Annotated in this window: 16 protein-coding genes and 1 pseudogene; 7 read left to right on the top strand and 10 right to left on the bottom strand. The window is 69.3% G+C overall.

Features of this window, described 5'->3' with window-relative positions; genetic code table 11:
- The 4 genes and pseudogenes from D180_RS24010 to D180_RS15890 all read left to right on the top strand — a co-directional run.
- Positions 1-653 (top strand): annotated as a pseudogene (locus D180_RS24010) (hypothetical protein); the annotation flags it as partial.
- Positions 654-709: 56 nt separating this feature from the next.
- Positions 710-1,303, top strand: coding sequence for a YigZ family protein (locus D180_RS15900; RefSeq protein ID WP_017913577.1), 594 nt, complete (start codon positions 710-712; stop codon positions 1,301-1,303).
- A complete protein-coding gene (locus D180_RS15895; protein ID WP_017913576.1) occupies positions 1,300-3,066 on the top strand; it encodes an ABC transporter transmembrane domain-containing protein in 1,767 nt (588 codons plus the stop codon). The genes D180_RS15900 and D180_RS15895 overlap by 4 nt, the downstream gene beginning before the upstream one ends.
- 118 nt (positions 3,067-3,184) lie before the next feature.
- Complete coding sequence (locus tag D180_RS15890) at positions 3,185-3,397, top strand: hypothetical protein (protein ID WP_010344257.1); 213 nt, start codon at positions 3,185-3,187, stop codon at positions 3,395-3,397.
- A 350-nt stretch (positions 3,398-3,747) separates the two neighbouring features.
- Here D180_RS15890 and D180_RS15885 read toward each other — a convergent pair whose 3' ends face one another.
- The 6 genes from D180_RS15885 to hrcA form a co-directional block, all read right to left on the bottom strand.
- Positions 3,748-4,860: a prephenate dehydrogenase gene (locus D180_RS15885; RefSeq protein WP_017913575.1), complete on the bottom strand. Its 1,113-nt coding sequence runs from the start codon at positions 4,858-4,860 to the stop codon at positions 3,748-3,750.
- Positions 4,857-5,777 carry a pyridoxal kinase gene (gene pdxY / locus D180_RS15880; RefSeq protein ID WP_043091124.1) on the bottom strand — a complete coding sequence of 307 codons (921 nt, stop codon included), beginning with the start codon at positions 5,775-5,777 and terminating at the stop codon, positions 4,857-4,859. Before pdxY ends, D180_RS15885 begins: the two co-directional genes overlap by 4 nt.
- Before the next feature lie 425 nt (positions 5,778-6,202).
- A complete protein-coding gene (gene dnaJ, locus D180_RS15875; protein ID WP_017908540.1) occupies positions 6,203-7,333 on the bottom strand; it encodes a molecular chaperone DnaJ in 1,131 nt (376 codons plus the stop codon).
- A 158-nt stretch (positions 7,334-7,491) separates the two neighbouring features.
- A complete protein-coding gene (gene dnaK / locus D180_RS15870; protein ID WP_017908541.1) occupies positions 7,492-9,417 on the bottom strand; it encodes a molecular chaperone DnaK in 1,926 nt (641 codons plus the stop codon).
- 145 nt (positions 9,418-9,562) lie between these two features.
- A complete protein-coding gene (gene grpE, locus D180_RS15865; RefSeq protein ID WP_017913573.1) occupies positions 9,563-10,084 on the bottom strand; it encodes a nucleotide exchange factor GrpE in 522 nt (173 codons plus the stop codon).
- Positions 10,085-10,247: 163 nt separating this feature from the next.
- Complete coding sequence (gene hrcA, locus D180_RS15860) at positions 10,248-11,306, bottom strand: heat-inducible transcriptional repressor HrcA (RefSeq protein WP_017913572.1); 1,059 nt, start codon at positions 11,304-11,306, stop codon at positions 10,248-10,250.
- Between the two features lie 111 nt (positions 11,307-11,417).
- Between hrcA and recN the strand changes: the two genes are divergently transcribed.
- Positions 11,418-13,079 (top strand): DNA repair protein RecN, encoded by a 1,662-nt coding sequence (recN, locus tag D180_RS15855; protein WP_017913571.1) that lies wholly within the window; start codon positions 11,418-11,420, stop codon positions 13,077-13,079.
- A gap of 734 nt (positions 13,080-13,813) precedes the next feature.
- On the opposite strand, the gene fur is transcribed toward recN, so the two are convergent.
- The gene (gene fur / locus D180_RS15850; RefSeq protein ID WP_026143876.1) at positions 13,814-14,236 is read right to left on the bottom strand and encodes a ferric iron uptake transcriptional regulator; all 423 of its coding nucleotides are present in this window, start codon (positions 14,234-14,236) and stop codon (positions 13,814-13,816) included.
- Between the two features lie 103 nt (positions 14,237-14,339).
- Here fur and bamE point away from each other — a divergent pair, with 103 nt between their 5' ends.
- Positions 14,340-14,738 (top strand): outer membrane protein assembly factor BamE, encoded by a 399-nt coding sequence (bamE, locus tag D180_RS15845; protein WP_017908545.1) that lies wholly within the window; start codon positions 14,340-14,342, stop codon positions 14,736-14,738.
- 27 nt (positions 14,739-14,765) lie between these two features.
- Here the strand turns inward: bamE and D180_RS15840 are convergent, their stop codons facing one another.
- Both D180_RS15840 and D180_RS15835 read right to left on the bottom strand, forming a co-directional pair.
- Positions 14,766-15,020, bottom strand: coding sequence for an RnfH family protein (locus D180_RS15840; RefSeq protein ID WP_017913570.1), 255 nt, complete (start codon positions 15,018-15,020; stop codon positions 14,766-14,768).
- Between the two features lie 5 nt (positions 15,021-15,025).
- A complete protein-coding gene (locus D180_RS15835; RefSeq protein ID WP_017913569.1) occupies positions 15,026-15,457 on the bottom strand; it encodes a type II toxin-antitoxin system RatA family toxin in 432 nt (143 codons plus the stop codon).
- A gap of 59 nt (positions 15,458-15,516) precedes the next feature.
- Here D180_RS15835 and smpB point away from each other — a divergent pair, with 59 nt between their 5' ends.
- Positions 15,517-16,020, top strand: coding sequence for an SsrA-binding protein SmpB (gene smpB, locus D180_RS15830; RefSeq protein WP_017908548.1), 504 nt, complete (start codon positions 15,517-15,519; stop codon positions 16,018-16,020).
- A 577-nt stretch (positions 16,021-16,597) separates the two neighbouring features.
- On the opposite strand, the gene D180_RS15825 is transcribed toward smpB, so the two are convergent.
- The coding region (locus D180_RS15825) for a S8 family peptidase (protein WP_017913568.1) at positions 16,598-18,534 on the bottom strand (1,937 nt) is incomplete at its 5' end.

Here is an 18,534-nt window from a genome sequence, read left to right as displayed (position 1 = left end):
CGGCGCCGGATGCCACCGCGCCGGCGGCCCCCAAGGCCACAGCACCCGCCCCTGTGGCCTCGGCGCGCATGGAAGCGGAAGCACCTGCCGCGCCACTGCCGGGGGCGCAGGCGCGCAAGCCGGTGCCCGCGAGCCGCATGCCCATGCCTTCTCCCGCGCCAGCGGCCATGGAGGCGCCCGCCGCTCCACCGGCCCCGGCTCCACCACCGCAGGCCTTTGCGGCCGACAGCAATGCGTCCGCCGCCGAGCAGCAAGCTGCGCCTGCAGGAATGCCGCTGCGCGCACCAGCGCGCGCGGAAACGGCGCAGGACGCCTTGGCGCGCAGCGCGCCCGCCGACACCGCCAACCCGTCCAGGCTGGCGACCTCCGCGCGCGCGAAGACCGCTGCGACCGAGACAGCGGATACCCTCTCGCTGCGCCCCTCAACACCCGCTGCGGCCCCCGCCGCGGCATTGCCAGAGTCCGACACCAACGCTCTGGCGGCCGCGTTGGAGGCCGATGCGAAGCTATCGCCGCGCCGCTGGCTACAGCGGATCCGTGCGCGCCGCGACCAAGGCGAACTCGAGACCGCACGCGCCAGCCTGCTGCGCTTCCAGCGTGCGCATCCGCAGCGGTCGATCCCGCAAGATCTGCGCCCGCTGCTGCCGGACTGAGCTGCGCCGCGACCGCCACGGCGAGCCGAGGCCGCACCTCGTCTACAATGCCGCCGATGCCCGATACGCTCCCGCACCCCGTCAGCCACAGCGTGGAGATCAAGCACAGCCGCTTCGTTGCCCATGCCGCGCCGATCGCCGACGCCGGCGCAGCGCTGGCATTCGTGCAGCAGGTGATGGTGGCCGACGCCACCCACAATTGCTGGGCCTACCGCCACGGCGACGAATACCGTTCCAGCGACGACGGCGAGCCCGCCGGCACCGCCGGCCGGCCGATCCTGGCGGCGATCGACGGCCAGGGCTTCGACCGCGTGGTGGTAGTGGTCACGCGCTGGTACGGCGGCATCAAGCTCGGCGCCGGGGGCCTGGTCCGCGCCTATGGCGGCAGCGCGGCCGAATGCCTGCGCCTGGCGCCGCGGCAACCGTTGCTAGCCTTGAGCCTGCTGACCCTGCACTGCGGCTTCGACGACCTGGGCGCGGTGCATGCCGCGCTGAGCGCCTGCGCCGCGGAAAAACTCGATGAACGCTTCGACGCCGGCGGCGCCGAACTGCGCCTGCGCCTGCCCCGCGATCGCGTCGACGCCTTGAAAACCCGCCTGCGCGACGCCACTCGCAATCGGGTCCGCTGTTCGGAACCCGCCCCCGCATGAACACCCCGTCGGCCGACCAGGCCAAGTCGCTGCGCAGACTCGGCAGCCTGCGCACCCTGTGGCCGTTCGTGCGTCGCCGGCGCGGCCTGCTGATCGCCTGGCTGGTGGCGCTGGCGATCTCCTCCAGCGCCACGCTGAGCCTGCCGGTCGCGGTACGGCAGATGATCGACCACGGCTTCAGCGACAGCAGCCGCATCAATCAGTCGTTCGCCCTGCTGTTCGCAGTCGCGCTGGTGCTGGCGGTGGCGACCGCCACGCGCTTCTACTTCGTGTCGCTGCTCGGCGAGAAAGTCGTCGCCGACCTGCGCGAGCGCCTGTACACGCACCTGATCGGCCTGCACGCCGGCTTCCACGACCGCAACCGCAGCGGCGAACTGGTCTCGCGCCTGTCGGCCGACAGCGAACTGCTGCGCGGGGTCATCGGCAGCACCATGTCGGTGGCGCTGCGCAGCACGGTCACCGCGGTCGGCAGCGTGGTGATGCTGTGCGTGACCAGCCCGCACCTGGCCGCCTACACCCTGCTCGGCATCCCGCTGGCGGTGCTGCCGATCGTGCTCGGCGCGCGGCGCCTGCAGAAGATCTCGCGCGCCAGCCAGGATCGCGTCGCCGACGCCAACACCCTGGCCGCCGAGACCCTGGGCGCGGTGCGCACGGTGCAGGCCTACGCGCGTGAAGGCTACGAACGCGGCCGCTTCGGCGAGGCGCTGGCGCAGACCGTGGCGGTGGCGCGGCGCCGGGTCGGCGCACAGGCATTGATCACCGCCGCGGCCATCGTGCTGATCTTCGGCGCCATCGTGCTGGTGCTGTGGTCGGGCGCACACGAGGTCGCCGCCGGCGAATTGAGCGCCGGTGCGCTCGGCCAGTTCGTGCTGTATGCGATGTTCGGTGGCGGCTCGGTGGCTTCGCTGGCCGAGGTCTGGAACGACCTGCAGCGCGCGGCCGGCGGCATGGGCCGCATCGCCGAACTGTTCCAGGAACGCCCCGACATCGTCGCGCCGGCGCAGCCACGCGCGCTGCCGCAGCCGCTGCGCGGCGAAGTGCGTTTCGACAACGTCAGCTTCCGCTACCCGCAGCGCCCCGATCACCCGGCGCTGGACGGCTTCGATCTGCACGTGCGGCCCGGCGAGAGCGTGGCCCTGGTCGGCCCCTCCGGCGCCGGCAAGAGCACGGTGCTGGCGCTGCTGATGCGCTTCCACGACCCGCAATCGGGCAGCGTGCAGGTGGACGGCCTGGACCTGCGCACGCTGGACCCATCGAAGCTGCGCGAGGCCATCGGCCTGGTGCCGCAGCACCCCACCCTGTTCGCCGCCAGCGCCGCCGACAACATCCGCTACGGCCGGCTCGAGGCCAGCGAGGCCGAGGTCGAGGCCGCCGCGCGCGCGGCCGAAGCCGACGCGTTCCTGCGGCAACTGCCGGAGGGCTATGCCAGCGAACTGGGCGAACGTGGCGCGCGCCTGTCCGGCGGCCAGCAGCAGCGCATCGCCATCGCCCGCGCCCTGCTCAAGGACGCGCCGATCCTGTTGCTGGACGAGGCCACCAGCGCCCTGGACGCGCAGAGCGAACACGCCGTGCAGCAAGCGCTGGAGCGGCTGATGGCCGGGCGCACCACCCTGGTGATCGCGCACCGCCTGGCCACCGTGCTCAAGGCCGACCGCATCGTGGTGATGGACCATGGCCGCATCGTCGCCCAGGGCACCCACGCCGAGTTGCTGGCGCAGGACGGGCTGTACGCCGAACTCGCTCGCCTGCAGTTCATCGACTGAGCACGCCGCGCTAACGACGGCGGGACTACGGTCGGACCGCGTCTGCGCTGCGGCCGCGCGCCCGCGGCCGCCGCTCCGGCGTCCCGCATTCGATGCAGCGTTCGACAGGAGGCTTCCGATGTCCTTTCGCCAATTGCCCGCCCTCGGTCCAGACGGCGAGGCCTATCTGATCACCGAGTTCCAGGACGATGCGCCGCGCCAGCAGCAGGCGCAGCACGACCCGCACGCCGACAGCGGACTGCGCTACGAACTGGCCGACGGCCGCAAGCTGATCCGCCGCGGCCAGCAGTTCGTCACCACCGGCGGCGAGTTGACCCTGACCGCGGTCTAGAGTCGCCACCACGCTGTGCCGCCATGCCCCGTCATCGCCACTGGCGTTCGGGGTGCTGGCGGCAAGCTGGTGAATTTTTTGCCACACGGCTTGACAGGCTTGCGCCGCAAGGCGCGCCGAGGGTTATGCACATGTTTGCGCAGTGACGATCCACATGCGCTGTGGATGAATCCAGCGGTGGGCGTCGTGCGTCCATGTGTTCTGGAGCGCAGCTGAAGCCGCGAGGAGCGAAGCGGTGCGCGTTCCGATGGCGCACCGCGTCGGGATTGAAGTCCCTCCCACAGTGCCCCAGCCAACTCGCCGCAAGTTCCTGCAGGAGCGGCTTCAGCCACGACGGCGTGCTGTGCAATTCACCCCGCCAGCACCCGCCCGATCCCACTGGCATCGATCTCTGCCGCCGCGCCACGCACCGCCCCCGCATCGCTGGCCGGATCGAAGCCGAGCCGAAAATGCAGCTCGCCCGCCTGCGTGCGCGAGGAGTGGATCGAAGCGAGATTCACCCCATGGCGCTCGAACACGTGCAGCAGCGCGCGCAAGGAGCCGGCGCGGTCTTCCGGCAAGTACACGCTGAGCGTGGCCTGCTCGGTCAGATCGGCGAGCAAGTACCCCACCCGTTCGTAGCTGTAGTTGCCCTGCGCGATCACCGCCTCGCCCAGCGCCTGCCGGTTGGCGTCGAGAAACTCGGCACGAAACTGCGCGCGCGCCGCATCATCGCCACGGCCGACCTGATCGCGCAGCCGCGACAGCTGCGCGATCAGCCCGTCCAGCACATCGCCGACATGCGGATTGCCGAACTGGATGTCTTCGTAGATGGCCGGATTCAAGGCCAGGATGCGCGCGATGATCGCGGTATCCAGTTCGAACGAGGCCGAGCGGTACGGCAGCAGCGCCTGCAACGGCCCCAGCGCCGGCGCATGCTCGCGCAGCACGCCGGCCTGGGCCAGATGCGTGGCGTGGACCATCGCCTGCACCAGCGCCATCACCCGGTCGTGGTGCTCGGGCGTGGTGCGCACGCACTCGCCTTCCAGCGCCGCGTACAGCTGCTGCAGCCAGGGCTGCCACTGCGCCACCCGCGCCTCGCAGACCACCAGCACGCGGCCCTTGAGCGTGGGCGACTTCGGCGGCGCGGTCATCGGATGCAGGCCGGCCACTTCCGCCTGCGAGGCCAGCATCGCCGCCACCGGCGCAGCCTTGACCGAGGTGACGTCCAGCCAGAGCTGGTCGCGCTCGCGGCCACCGGCGCGCTGCACGTACTCGCCGATCAACGCCGGCGTGTGCCGGATCGGCGCGGAGAAGATCAGCACCTGCGCCTGTTGCAGCAGCGCCTCCGGCGCCAGCGACTGCGGGTCGGCCGGATCGTGGCCGATCACCTGCAATTGCATGCGCTCGCGGAAGAAGCGGCTCAGCCAGCGACCATAGGCGCCGGCACTGCCGACGATGCCGACGACCGGGCGCAGGCTCACGCCAGGCGCTCGGCGACGAAGCGCAGCGGCGTGGCCAGCGCAGCCGGCGCCGCCGCCAGCACGTCCAGTTCTTCCACATCCGCGGCCAGGGTCGCCTCCAGCGCCGCATGCACGCCGGCGATGGCGCGGCCGATCGCCGCCTCGAAGCTGTCGCCGCGCAACAGGAACGCCACCAGCAGCGCCATCAACACATCGCCGGTGCCGGCGACATCCACCGGCAGCAATGGCGAGCACCAGCGGTAGACCGCCTCGCGGCTCACCGCCAGCGTGACCAATTGCCCGGCATCGCCGCCGACGCTGTGAGCAATCACCCACTGCGGACCGCGCGCCAGCAACACGCGTGCCGCGGCGATCGCCTCGTCTTGGGCCAGTGCCGGCATGCCGGTCAGGCGGCCGAGTTCGAACGCATTCGGTGTCACCAGCCATGCGTGCGGCAACAGGCGCTCGGCGAAGATCGCTTCCAGGCCCGGTTCCACGTAGGGGCCGGTGTGCGTATCGCCGATCACCGGATCCAGGCAGTAGCGCAGCGTCGGGCACTGCGGCAGGGTGGCGTCGAGCCAGTCGGCGAAGGCGGCGCCATTGCCGACGCTGCCGAAGTAGCCGGACACCAGCATGCGCGCGCGTTGCGGCAGGCCGCGTTCGCTGGCGCCGAGCAGCAGATCGGCGAACCAGTCCGACGGCAGCACCTTGCCGCGCAAGGTCGCATAGAACGGCGCATTGCTCAGCAGCGTGGTCGGGATCTCGGCGACGCGCAGGCCGAGCGCGCGCAACGGCGGCACCGCCGCGCTATTGCCGGCGTGGCCATAGACGAGTTGCGACTGCACGGAAATGACGTCGACCGGCACCGGCCCGTCGGGGCGCTGGCGGCGGCCATGAATGAGATGACTTGCAGCGGAGCTGTCGGCGGAAGCGTTCATCGCCGTAGTGTAGCGTCGGCGCAAGGCCCCCAAGAGGCGCGTGCATGCGTCGTGTTGCGGGGGCTTTCAGCAACAACGGCCTCAGCTGCGACGCTCCGACGAGAAAGCGTCGCGGCTGAAGCCGCTCCTGCAACGGGGGCATGGTGCGGGGAGACGCCCACGCACAGCCAGCATCGAAACTCCCAATTCTCCGCTGTGCTCAGCGCGCGAAACATTCCAATGTGGGAGGGGCTTCAGCCCCGACGCGTTGGCGGTAAAGCGTCGGGGCTGAAGCCCCTCCCACAAACAGCGTTGCGGTAGCCAGACACGCTCGGGAAATCCCGAATCCCAAATCCCGGCTTTTCAACAGCCGCAAGCTGTCATCCCGAATCCCGAATCCCGAATCCCCAGCTTTTCAAGCAGCCGAATGGCTGATCATCCCGGCTTCACGACGTCATCCGGTCCCAGAACCCCTTCACTCCATCGATGAAGGTCGCCGACTTCGGCGAATGCTTGCGCGCGTCCTCGCCGGTGAAGGTGGATTCGAACTGTTCCAGCAGTTTGCGCTGGTCGGCAGTGAGATTGATCGGCGTCTCCACCACCACGCGGCAGTACAGGTCGCCTTCGCTGCGGCTGCGCACCGAGCGCACGCCCTTGCCGCGCAGGCGGAACAGCTTGCCGGTCTGGGTCTCGGCCGGAATGCGGATCTCCGCCTCGCCGCCGAGGGTGGCCACGCGCACGGTGTCGCCCAGGGCCGCCTGCGAGATGCGGATCGGCACCTCGCAGTGCAGGTCGTCGCCGTCGCGCTGGAAGATCGGGTGCTCGCGCACGCGCACTTCCACGTACAGATCGCCCGGCGGAGTGCCGGCCGGACCGGCCTCGCCCTCGCCCGACAGGCGGATGCGATCGCCGTTGTCGACGCCGGCGGGAATCTTCACCGACAGCACCTTGGTCTCTTCCACGCGCCCGGCGCCATGGCACACGCCGCACGGGTTCTGCACGATCTGGCCGCGGCCGGCGCACTGCGGGCAGGTCTGCTGCATGGCGAAGATGCCACGCTGGATGCGCACCTGGCCGCGTCCGTGGCAGGTGCCGCAGGTCTCGACCTTGCCGTCCTCCGAGCCGCTGCCGTGGCAGTGCTCGCATTCGCTCAGGGTCGGAATCTCGATGCGGCGCTCGATGCCGGCCACCGCTTCTTCCAGGTCCAGTTCCAGCACGTAGCCGATGTCGGCGCCACGCCGTGGCGCACGCCCGCCACCGCCGGCGCCACCGAAGATGTTGCCGAAAATGTCGCCGAAGATATCGCCCATGTCCGGGCCGCCAGGGCCGCCGCCCATCCCGCCCATGCCGTGCTCGAATGCGGCGTGGCCATGCGCGTCGTACATGCGCCGGCGATTGCCGTCGGACAGCACCTCATAGGCTTCCTTGCATTCCTTGAACGCGGCCTCGGCGGCTTGGTCGCCGGGATTGCGGTCCGGGTGGTACTTCATCGCGCAACGGCGATAGGCCTTCTTCAGCTCGTCGTCGCTGGCGGTGCGGGCCACACCCAGCACTTCGTAATAGTCGCGTTTGCTCATGGGGCGGGGATTCGAGATTCGGGAGTCGGGATTCGTTCAATGCAAAAGCGGAGAGCCTCGGCTCTTCCGCTTTTACAGACTTGATGGACAGGGATGGGAGTGGGAACCAACAGGCCAAGGCCTTCGCGAATCCCAAATCCCAAATCCCCAATCCCGGCTTACTTCTTGTCGTCCTTGACCTCGGTGAACTCGGCGTCGACCACGTCGTCGGCGTGGGCCGAGGACGCATGCGCGCCGCCGGCGTTGCCGCCCGACTGCTGCTCGCCCGCCGCCGCGGCCGCATACAGCGACTGACCGGCCTCTTCCAGCGCCTTGGTCTTGGCCTCGATCTGACCCTTGTCGTCGCCCTTCATCGCGGTTTCCAGGTCCGCCAGCGCCGACTCGACCTTGCCGATCACGTCGCCGCCGACCTTGCTGCCGTGCTCGGTGATCGCGCTGCGGGTGGCGTGGATCAGGCCGTCGGCCTGGTTGCGCGCCTGCACCAGCTCGTGGAACTTCTTGTCTTCCTCGCGGTTGGCTTCCGCGTCGGCGACCATCCGCTGGATCTCGTCGTCCGACAGACCGGAGCCGGCCTTGATCTCGACCTTCTGTTCCTTGTTGGTCTTCTTGTCCTTGGCCGACACGTGCAGGATGCCGTTGGCGTCGATATCGAAGGACACTTCCACCTGCGGCAGGCCGCGCGGCGCCGGCTCGATGCCGGAAAGGTCGAACTTGGCCAGCGACTTGTTGTAGCGGGCCTGCTCGCGCTCGCCCTGCAGCACGTGCACGGTCACCGCCGACTGGTTGTCCTCGGCGGTGGAGAACACCTGCGAGGCCTTGGTCGGGATGGTGGTGTTCTTCTCGATGATCTTGGTGAACACGCCGCCCAGGGTCTCGATGCCCAGACTCAGCGGGGTAACGTCGAGCAGCAGCACGTCCTTGACGTCGCCCGCCAGCACGCCGCCCTGGATCGCGGCGCCCAGCGCCACGGCCTCGTCGGGGTTGACGTCCTTGCGCGGCTCCTTGCCGAAGAACTCGGCCACCGCCTGCTGCACCTTCGGCATGCGGGTCTGGCCACCGACCAGGATCACCTCGGTGATGTCGCTGGCGCGCAGGCCGGCGTCGTTCAGCGCGGTGCGGCACGGATCGATGGTGCGCTTGACCAGGTCCTCCACCAGTGCCTCGAGCTTGGCCCGGGTCAGCTTGATGTTGAGGTGCTTCGGGCCCGACGCGTCGGCGGTGACGTACGGCAGGTTGACTTCGGTCTGCTGCGAGGACGACAGCTCGATCTTGGCGCGCTCGGCGGCGTCCTTCAGGCGCTGCAGCGCCAGCGGATCCTTGCGCAGGTCGATGCCCTGGTCCTTGTTGAACTCTTCCACCAGGTAGTCGATGACGCGCTTGTCGAAGTCTTCGCCGCCCAGGAAGGTGTCACCGTTGGTGGCCAGCACTTCGAACTGCTTCTCGCCGTCGACGTTGGCGATCTCGATGATCGACACGTCGAAGGTGCCGCCGCCCAGGTCGTACACCGCGATCTTGCGGTCGCCGCCCTGGCCCTTGTCCAGGCCGTAGGCCAGCGCGGCCGCGGTCGGCTCGTTGATGATGCGCTTGACGTCCAGGCCGGCGATGCGGCCGGCGTCCTTGGTCGCCTGGCGCTGGCTGTCGTTGAAGTACGCCGGCACGGTGATGACCGCCTCGGTGACGGTCTCGCCCAGGAACGCCTCGGCGGTCTTCTTCATCTTCTCCAGCACCTGCGCGGAGATTTCCTGCGAGGCCAGCTTGCGCCCGTCGGCGGTGGCCACCCAGGCGTCGCCGTTGTCGTGCTGGACGATGCTGTACGGCACCAGGCCGATGTCCTTCTGGACTTCGGCGTCGGTGAACTTGCGGCCGATCAGGCGCTTGACCGCGTAGAAGGTGTTCTTGGGGTTGGTGACGGCCTGGCGCTTGGCCGAGGCGCCCACCAGCACTTCGCCGTCCTTGGTGTAGGCGACGATCGAAGGCGTGGTGCGGTCACCCTCGGAATTCTCGATGACGCGGGCCTTGCCGCCGTCCATGATCGCCACGCACGAATTGGTCGTGCCCAGGTCGATGCCGATGATCTTGCCCATTGCAATGACTCCTGAAAGGTCGTGTAGCCGGCCAGTGCCGGGATCTGGTTCGGATATAGGGATGGCTGCAGGTCATTCAAGCCATCGCCGCAAATTAGCGTTCCACCGCCGCCGCGCCGGGTTCAGGCGCGGGCGGCCGGCGCGCTCAGTCGTGCTTGGCCACCACCACCAGGGCGGGCCGCAGCAGGCGGTCGTTGAGCAGGTAGCCCTTCTGGAACACCTGGATCACGTGACCCGGGGCCACGCCCTCGGCCTCGGCCTGGCTGATCGCCTGGTGATGCTCGGGGTTGAACGGCTCGCCGGTCGGGTCGAGCAGGGTCAGGCCGTTGTCGGCGGCGACCTTGAGCAACTGCTTGTAGGTCAGCTCCAGGCCGTCGCGCAGCGGGCTCGGCTCGCTGCCGGCGGCGGTCAGCCCCGCGTCCAGACTGTCGAACACCGGCAGCAGGTCGCCGAGCAGGCGCTCGTTGGCGAACTTGCGCGCCTGCTCCACGTCGCGGGCGATGCGCTTGCGCTGGTTCTCCAGGTCGGCCCGCTCGCGCAGGGCGTCGGCCTTGACCAGGGCCAGTTCGCTGCGCAGCGTCTCGATCTCCGCCTGCAGCGGATCGGTCGAGGGCTGCTGCGCCTCGGTCAGGTGTTCGGAATCGAATTCGGGGTGCTCTTGCGTCATGTCCGGGTCCCTGGCGGGGTACGTCCCGCCTTACCGGACCACCTATGTGGGCGGTGCGGGCGGATTCAAGTGAGGCCGGGATGATCAGCCATTCGGCTGCTGAAAAGCGGGGATTCGGGATTGGGGATTCGCCCGGGCGCGGCGGCGCTTTGCTAGTGCTGGCTCAGCGGTCGCTGGGCGGGGATGGGTCCAGGCGGGCGCCGAGGACGTCGGCGGCGGTCTGGACCAGGGGGATGACCCGGTCGTAGTCCATGCGCTTGGGGCCGATCACGCCCAGCACGCCCAGCACCTGGCCGCCGGCCATGTACGGGGCGGTCACCAGCGACACGCTCTCCAGCGGCACCATGCCGGTCTCTTCGCCGATGAAGATGCGCACGCCGGGCGCGCGGATGGTGCGTTCGAGCAGTTGCAGGAGTTCGCGCTTGCTGGCGAAGACCTCGAACAGCTCACGCAGCCGCTCCAGGTCCGACAGGTCCTGCACGCCCATCAGCTTGGTCTGCCCGGCCAGCACCATGTCGTCGCCGGCCGGGGCCAGCGCCTGCTCGGCCAGCTCGACGCTGTGCGCCAGCAACTGCTCCATCTCGTCGCGCGCATGGCGCAGGTCGCGCAGCAGGCTGGCGCGGATGTCGGCCAGGGCGCGCCCGGCAAAATGCCGGTTCAGATAGTTGGCCACCCGCTCCAGCTCGGCCGGCTCGTAGGCCTTGCGCGGCTCGATGACCCGATTCTGCACCTCGTTGTCGGCGAACACCAGGATCGCCAGCACCCGCCGCGCGTCCAGCGGCACGAAATCGATGTGCCGGAATGCGAACTGCTCGCGCTTGGGCGCGCTGACCACGCCGACGAAGTGGGTCATGGCCGACAGCAGCTCCGAAGCGCTGCCCAGCAAGGCCTGGGTGCCGGCGGCATTGGCCATCTCCGCGCGCAGCCGTGCCACCTCGCCTTCGGCCGGCGGGCGCATCTGCACCAGGCTGTCGACGAACACCCGGTAGCCGGTGGCGGTAGGCACGCGCCCGGCCGAGGTGTGCGGCGAGCTGAGCAGCCCGGCATCCTCCAGGTCGGCGAGGATGTTGCGGATCGTCGCTGGGCTTACGTCCAGCCCGGCATGCCTTGCCAGGGTCTGCGAGCCGACCGGCTCGCCGTCGCGGATGTAGCGCGAGATCAGCGTGCGCAGCAGCTGCCGGGCACGCGGATCGAGGCTGGAATGGACCGGGGAAGCGCGCATGGAATCAACCCGTGAGACTGGTCCTTAGATAATGTCTGCACGCCGGCTTGGCAAGTCATTGGCCCACCTACCCGCGCATGCTAGCGTTGCGCGGCTCCGGATGCAGACCCCATGCTCAGACATCTCTCGATCAAGGATTTCGCCGTCGTACGCGGCACCGAACTGGAATTCGGCCCCGGCATGACCGTGGTGTCCGGCGAAACCGGCGCCGGCAAGTCGCTGATGGTGGACGCGCTCGGCTTCCTGTCCGGGCTGCGTGCCGACAGCGGCGTGGTCCGCCACGGCGCCGACCGCGCCGAACTGTCGGCCGAGTTCGTCGCCCCCGCCCAGGCCCGCGCCTGGCTGCGCGAGAACGAACTCGACGACGACGAACACTGTCAGCTGCGGCGGGTGATCCGCGCCGACGGCGGCTCGCGCGCCTGGATCAACGGGCGCCCGGTGACCCTGTCGCAACTGGCGGAGCTGGCCGGCCACCTGGTCGAGATCCACGGCCAGCACGAACACCAGGCCCTGCTCTCGCGCGGCAGCCAGCTCGGCCTGCTCGATGCCTACGCCCGCAACGACGCCGAGCGGGCCGCGGTGCGCGCCGCCGCCGCCTGCTGGCAGGGCCTGCTCAGCGAGCGCGAGACCCTGCTGGCGCAGGGCGACGTCAGCGACCGCATCGGTTTCCTGCAGCACCAGCTGGCCGAGCTGCAGCGCGAGGACCTGGACCCGGCGGCGATCGCCGCCCTGGACGCCAACCATCGCCGCCAGGCCCACGCCGCCGCACTGATCGGTGCCTGTGAGGGCGCGGCGCAGCGGCTCAACGGCGACGAGGCGCCGGCGGTGCTGGACCTGTTGCAGCAGACCCGCCACGAACTCGGCAAGGTCGGCGAGTACGACCCGCGCCTGGCCGAGGTGCAGGCACTGATCGACAGCGCCGGCATCCAGCTGGAAGAAGCGCTGGCGCTGATCGACCGGGTCCGCGACGACCTGGATGCCGACCCGGCGCAGTTCGACGAGATGGAACGCAAGCTCGGCCGCCTGCACGACCTGGCGCGCAAGCACCGGATCGGCGTGGACGCACTGGCCAACCACCGCGACGCCCTGCTGGCCGAAGTGGAGAGCCTGCGCGGCGCCGGCGAGCGGCTGAACGTGCTCGACGCCGAGATCGCCCAGGCCACCCAAGCCTGGCGCGACGCCGCGGCCGCCCTGACGGCCACCCGCGACCGCGGCGCGCAGGCGCTCTCGCACGACACCACTGCGCTGATCGGCGAACTGGGCATGGGCGGCGGGCGCTTCCTGATCCAGCTCGAGCCGCACGACACCGAACGGCCGGACCCGGCCGGCGCCGAGCGGGTCGAGTTCCTGGTCGCGGCCAACGCCGGGCAGCCGCCGCGCGCCCTGCGCAAGGTCGCCTCCGGCGGCGAACTGTCGCGCATCTCGCTGGCGATCGAGGTCGCCGCGCTGGGCCTGGACGCGGTGCCGACCATGGTCTTCGACGAAGTGGACTCGGGCATCGGCGGCGCCGTCGCCGACATCGTCGGCAAGAAGTTGCGCGCGCTCGGCGAGCAGCGCCAGGTGCTGTGCGTGACCCACCTGCCGCAGGTCGCCGCGCAGGGCCACGCCCACTACCGGGTCAGCAAGGCGCCGGTCGAGGGCATGACCCAGAGCTCGGTGGAATTGCTGGCGCCGCGCCAGCGCGAGGAAGAACTGGCACGGATGCTGGGCGGTGTCGAGGTCAGCAAGGAAGCCCGCGCCGCGGCCAAGCGGCTGCTGCTCAGCGCGAGCTGAGCGGCTGGCGATCGGGCAGCGCCTGGCAGTGCAGCCCTGCCCAGGCGCCACAGGTCACTGAAAGCATCAAAAGCCCCTCTCCCGCCGGGAAAGGGGCTGGGGTGCGGGTTCGGCGCAGAGCCACCCGCTGACGTGATCCACGCGGCGCCCCCCGCACCCTCATCCGCCCTGCGGGGCACCTTCTCCCGACGGGAGAAGGGAGAATCCTTAGCCCCTCTCCCACCGGGAGAGGCGTTGGGGTGAGGGTCCGGCGCGGAGCGACCCGCCGACGTGATCCACGCGGCGCCCCCCGCACCCTCATCCGCCCCTGCGGGGCACCTTCTCCCAAGGGGAGAAGGAAAAGTCCAAAGCCCCTCTCCCACCGGGAGAGGGGTTGGGGTGAGGGTTCGGCGCGGAGCGACCCGCCGACGTGATCCACGCGGCGCCCCCCGCACCCTCATCCGCCCCTGCGGGGCACCTTCTCCCAAGGGGAGAAGGAAAAGTCCAAAGCCCCTCTCCCACCGGGAGAGGGGTTGGGGTGAGGGTCCGGCGCGGAGCGACCCGCTGACGTGATCCACGCGGCGCCCCCCGCACCCTCATCCGCCCCTGCGGGGCACCTTCTCCCAAGGGGAGAAGGAAAAGTCCAAAGCCCCTCTCCCACCGGGAGAGGGGTTGGGGTGAGGGTACGTGGCGAAGCCCTAGCGCGCTTGCGCCGAGGGGGACACAGGCCGGTAAGGCCGAGCCGGCCGCAGAACTCACCCCTTCTTGCCGCTCGGCCGCTTGCTGCGCACGTACAGCACCAGCGAGTGCTCTTCCAGCTCGTAGCCGTGATCGGCGGCGATCTTGCGCTGCAATTCCTCGATCTCCGCGCTTTCGAACTCGATGATCTTGCCGGTATCCACGTCCACCATGTGGTCGTGGTGGCCGCCGCGGTCCAGCTCATACACCGCCTGGCCGCCCTCGAAGTTGTGCTTGAGCACCAGCCCGGCCGCCTCGAACTGCGTCAGCACCCGGTACACGGTGGCCAGACCGATCTCGTCGCCGTGGTCCAGCAGCTGCCGGTAGATTTCCTCGGCGGTCATGTGGTGCCGCGCCGACTTCTGCTCCAGCAGCTCGAGGATGCGCATCCGGGGGTGCGTGACCTTCAGGCCGACTTTGCGCAGATCGTGGGATTCCATGGCGTCTCCGTTCATAGCTGGTTTATCGCCAGCTGCCTGGGAATGGGTCGCGGCGGTCGCCGGGAGTGTATCATCGACGTGATTTCATTCAGCCCTGTCCCCGATGCGCAATCTCCTGCTGGTCGCCGCTGTTGCCCTGTCCACCGCTGGCTGCGGCATCATTTACAAGCAGCCCATCTACCAGGGCAATCTGATCAAGCCGTCGGCCGTCGAACAGCTGAAGGTCGGACAGAGCAAGCAGCAGGTCAGCGCGCTGCTGGGCAGCCCCTCGATCCCGGATCCGTTCCATGCGCAGCGCTGGGACTACACCTCCACCGAGCGTGTCGATCGCGTGGGCCGTACCGAGATCAAGAACTTCGTCGTGTTCTTCGACAACGACATGGTCACCCGCTGGGAAGGCGATTATTTCCCGGACCAGGACGAAGAGCTGGCCAAGAACAGCGTGCGTCAGTTCGGCCGCAACCTGGCCAAGGACAAGAAGAAGCAGCGCCGCGGCGAATGAGCCTGCGGCCGCGTCGCGCCCCGCCGCTCAGCGCGGCTTGGCGCGGCGTCGCCTGGCGTCCTTCGGGTCGATCAGCAACGGCCTGAGCAGTTCCACCCGGTCGCCGTCCTGCAACGGCCGCGTCGGCGCGGCGACTTCGCCGTAGACCGCGCACGGCATCCCAGGCGTCGCCCCGGGCAACGCAGCGGCGGCCAGCGCATCGGCCACGGTCGCGCCTTCCGGCAGCTCCAGCCGCTGCGACACGAAGCGCTCCGGCCAGGCCAGCACCACCTCGACCTGCATGGCGGCTAGGCCTGTTCCCGGTCGGCCACGCGCACGAAGTCGTTGACCATGCGGTCGGCCAGGCTCTGGAAGCCCAGCGCCAGCGCCGGCCCCAGCAGGCGCGAGGCGGGTTCGAAGTCGAGCATCAGGCTGACCTTGCTGGCGTGCTCGTTGAAGCCGTGGAAGGTCCACTGCCCCTGCAGGCGCTTGAACGGACCGTCGCGCAGCTGCATATCGATGCGATCCGGGCGCTGCAGGCTGTTCTCGGTGGTGAACCAGGTGCGGAACGAGCCCAGCCCCAGGTCCAGCCGCGCCACCAGGACGCGGTCGTTCTGCTCGAGGATATGGGCCGCGTCGCACCAGGCGAACCGGCGCGGATAGGCGGCGACGTCGTTGACCAGATCGAACATGCGCGTTGCGGCGTGTTCGACCAGAGCGCTGCGGCGGATGATAGGCATTCGGGACGGGAAGTGGGACCAAGACGTTCGGGAGGCCCCGAATCGGAGACAATAGCAAGATGAGCAAGAAACCCGTCAAGGATAAAGCAAACGGCGCGACGGCCAACAAGACCATCGCCCTGAACAAGCGCGCGCGCCACGAATATCACCTGGAGGACCGCTACGAGGCGGGCCTGGCCCTGCAGGGCTGGGAGGTGAAATCGATCCGCGCCGGCCGCGCCAACATCGGCGAGAGCTATGCGTTCGTGCGGCAGGGCGAGCTGTTCCTGTTCGGCGCGCAGATCACCCCGTTGATCCAGGCCTCCACCCACGTGGTGGCCGACGACCGCCGCACGCGCAAGCTGCTGCTGCACCGGAACGAGATCGACAAGCTGATCGGCCGCGTCGAACGCGACGGCTACACCCTCGTACCCACCGCGATGTACTGGAGCAAGAACAAGATCAAGCTCGAGATCGCGCTGGCCAAGGGCAAGCAGGACCACGACAAGCGCAACGCGGCCAAGGACCGCGACTGGGCCCGCGACAAGCAGCGGATCATGCGTCGGCACAACAAGAATGCCTGAGAGGCTGGGAGTGGGGATTCGGGATTGGGGATTCGCAATAGCGGATCTCCTGCCCTCCCCAGCTGCCCTGCCCGCCTCGCCTTTCCCGTAGGAGCGGCTTCAGCCGCGACGCGGTGGAGCCGGGATTGGGGATTGGAGAGTCGCAACCGCGGCTCCCATTCCCACAAGCTCTGCCGCAAGTGCGACGCCGTAACGCCGTGGCACGGCAGCCGCAAGAGCGCACCGCGGTGAACGGATGCCCTTGTGGGAGTGGCTTCAGCCGCGACGCGATGAAGTCGGAACGCGACGTGATTCGGTCGCACCGGCCGCAGAAGACGCGCAGCCCGTTTCATGCCCTCATCCGGAAACATCGGCAGTCACCCGTTGCGGCGAAAGCAGATTCCGACATGAAAGGCGATGCGGCCTCCGAGCCTGTTTCGCCCCTCGATCCCCGCCCCCAATCCCGGCCTCACCGCGTCGCGGCTGAAGCCGCTCCCACACGGGAGACCGCGCTGCCCCAGGGAACCGCCGTTTGCGAATCCCAAATCCCGAATCCCCGGCTTTTCAGCAGCCGAATGGCTGATCATCCCCGCCCCACTCACGTCCCCCCAAGCATCCGCATCAGGCTCGGCAGCCCACTGCCCTGCATGTAGCGATCGCGCTGCAGGTCCAAGCACTGCGCCAGCACCAGTTGCTTGACCCGATCCGGCGCACCGATGAACTCGCGGCGCACCGACAGAAACGCGGCGATCAACCCGGACACATGCGCCGCGGCCATGCTGGTGCCGCTCATCTCCACCATCCAGGTACCGGGATCCTCGAGCGCATAGCCGTGGTGCGCCGACAGGATCTTTTCGCCCGGCGCGACCAGATCCGGCTTGTAGCGGCCATCGGCGGTCGGGCCGCGCGAGGAGAAATACGAAATGCCATAGCTGTGCGGGCTGCTCTTGTGCACCGAACCCACCGCCAGCGATTCCTCCAGGTTGGCCGGGTCGCCGATGCTCAGGTCCAGGTTCAGCGGGTAGGCCTCGCCATCGCCCTGCATCAGCCAGGCCAGACCGTCGTTGCCGGCCGCGATCACCACCACCACGCCCTGGCGCCACAGCCGGCGCAACTCGTTGCATAGCGGGGTGAAGCCGCAGCCGTAGCTCTCGGCGTCGAAGTAGCCGCCCAGGCTCAGGTTGACACCGTGCACCACCAGCTCGCCGGCGCGCTCGTTGAGTTCGGCCACCTGCTGCACGCCCTTGATGATCCACGAGTCGCGGCCGTTGCCGTCGTCGTCCAGCACCTTCAGCCCGTACAGCCGCGCCAGCGGCGCCATGCCGGCGAACTGCAGCGGCGCAGTGGCCGGCACGCCCGGCAGCGGCGCTTCGCACTGCCCGGCGATGATGCCGGCCACGTGGGTACCGTGACCATTGCCGTCGAGCGTGTTGAAGCCGGCCTCGCCCGGGCGCAACGCGCGCGGGCGTCCGCGCTGGGTGCAGTCCCATTGGGCGAGCACGGTTGGCGGCTGCCCGGCGGTGTGGAAATGCGGATGCGCCGCGGCGATGCCGCTGTCCAGCACCGCCCAGCCGATCCCGGTGCCGAGTGCGCGATAGGCCACCTGCGCCGCGTCCACCTGGATCGTGCTGCGCGACTGGTAGATCAGCGCGCGCTTGCCCGCATCGCGCCATAGGCGCTTGAGGTTGAGGTCGCGATAGCGCTCGCGCAGGCTCTCGATCTCGAACCGGGTCAGCCGCGCCGACACGTAGCGCTGCAGCGTGTCCTCCAGTTCGATCTGCGCATCCAGCGCCTCGCCGTGCAGGCCGGTGGAGGCCTCGGTGAGCGTGCGCAACGCGGCGATCAGCTCATGCTTGCGCTGCGCCGGATCGCCGGCCTCGGACAACCGCTCCAGTTCGATCAGCACTTCATGCCGATAGTCCGGCGCGCGCGCCTCCAACTGATCGGACAGGTCCTTGATCAGCACCGGATGCGCGATCGGCTGGTCGAAGCCCACCCCCACCGCGCGCCGCACCTCGGCGCGCACGTCAGGGATGGACAGGTAGCCGGCGGCCGAATGCGGGTTGTGCTGCCAATCCGGATTGATCTTCGACCCGGCGATATTGTGGAAGCGCCCGCCGGCATCGGCGATGTCGTCGCTGAGATCGTCGTCCAGCGCCACCGGGTCGCGCCGCTCGGCGACGTTGACCCAGCGCGCCACGCAGGGTGGGAACGGCAGCTTCGGCGTGCCGGTCCACTCCTTGAACATGCTGCGCACCACCGGCAGCCCCAGCGGCGAGCCGAGCGTGAGCAGCAGCGACACCTCGCAGTCCTGCGGCTGCAGCTCGCGCAGCACGTCGTAGGCGATCAGCGACCCCTGGCTGTGCGCGACGATCACGAATGGGCCGCCACCGGCGCGGATGCGCTGCAGCAGGCTCTCGCGCATCTGCGTACGCCGCGCCGGCACGAAGAAGAAGTCGTGCACGTCCTGCAGCAGCGCTGCGGAGATCAGCTTCAGCAGTGCGCGGTTGAGCACGTCGACCACGCCCTGCGCGT

The sequence above is a fragment of the Xanthomonas sp. SHU 166 genome (assembly GCF_000364685.1).
GTDB classification, from domain to species: domain Bacteria; phylum Pseudomonadota; class Gammaproteobacteria; order Xanthomonadales; family Xanthomonadaceae; genus Xanthomonas_A; species Xanthomonas_A sontii.
The sequence above is the reverse complement of the archived record's forward strand: the minus strand, read 5'-3'. Positions and strand labels throughout refer to the sequence as shown.

Excerpts from the sequence above, each read along its gene's own strand:
- D180_RS15900 (WP_017913577.1), top strand. The coding sequence starts at position 710 with ATGCCCGATACGCTCCCGCACCCCGTCAGCCACAGCGTGGAGATCAAG.
- D180_RS15895 (WP_017913576.1), top strand. The coding sequence starts at position 1,300 with ATGAACACCCCGTCGGCCGACCAGGCCAAGTCGCTGCGCAGACTCGGC.
- D180_RS15890 (WP_010344257.1), top strand. The coding sequence starts at position 3,185 with ATGTCCTTTCGCCAATTGCCCGCCCTCGGTCCAGACGGCGAGGCCTAT.
- pdxY (WP_043091124.1), bottom strand. The coding sequence starts at position 5,777 with ATGAACGCTTCCGCCGACAGCTCCGCTGCAAGTCATCTCATTCATGGC.
- dnaJ (WP_017908540.1), bottom strand. The coding sequence starts at position 7,333 with ATGAGCAAACGCGACTATTACGAAGTGCTGGGTGTGGCCCGCACCGCC.
- dnaK (WP_017908541.1), bottom strand. The coding sequence starts at position 9,417 with ATGGGCAAGATCATCGGCATCGACCTGGGCACGACCAATTCGTGCGTG.
- grpE (WP_017913573.1), bottom strand. The coding sequence starts at position 10,084 with ATGACGCAAGAGCACCCCGAATTCGATTCCGAACACCTGACCGAGGCG.
- hrcA (WP_017913572.1), bottom strand. The coding sequence starts at position 11,306 with ATGCGCGCTTCCCCGGTCCATTCCAGCCTCGATCCGCGTGCCCGGCAG.
- recN (WP_017913571.1), top strand. The coding sequence starts at position 11,418 with ATGCTCAGACATCTCTCGATCAAGGATTTCGCCGTCGTACGCGGCACC.
- fur (WP_026143876.1), bottom strand. The coding sequence starts at position 14,236 with ATGGAATCCCACGATCTGCGCAAAGTCGGCCTGAAGGTCACGCACCCC.
- bamE (WP_017908545.1), top strand. The coding sequence starts at position 14,340 with ATGCGCAATCTCCTGCTGGTCGCCGCTGTTGCCCTGTCCACCGCTGGC.
- D180_RS15840 (WP_017913570.1), bottom strand. The coding sequence starts at position 15,020 with ATGCAGGTCGAGGTGGTGCTGGCCTGGCCGGAGCGCTTCGTGTCGCAG.
- D180_RS15835 (WP_017913569.1), bottom strand. The coding sequence starts at position 15,457 with ATGCCTATCATCCGCCGCAGCGCTCTGGTCGAACACGCCGCAACGCGC.
- smpB (WP_017908548.1), top strand. The coding sequence starts at position 15,517 with ATGAGCAAGAAACCCGTCAAGGATAAAGCAAACGGCGCGACGGCCAAC.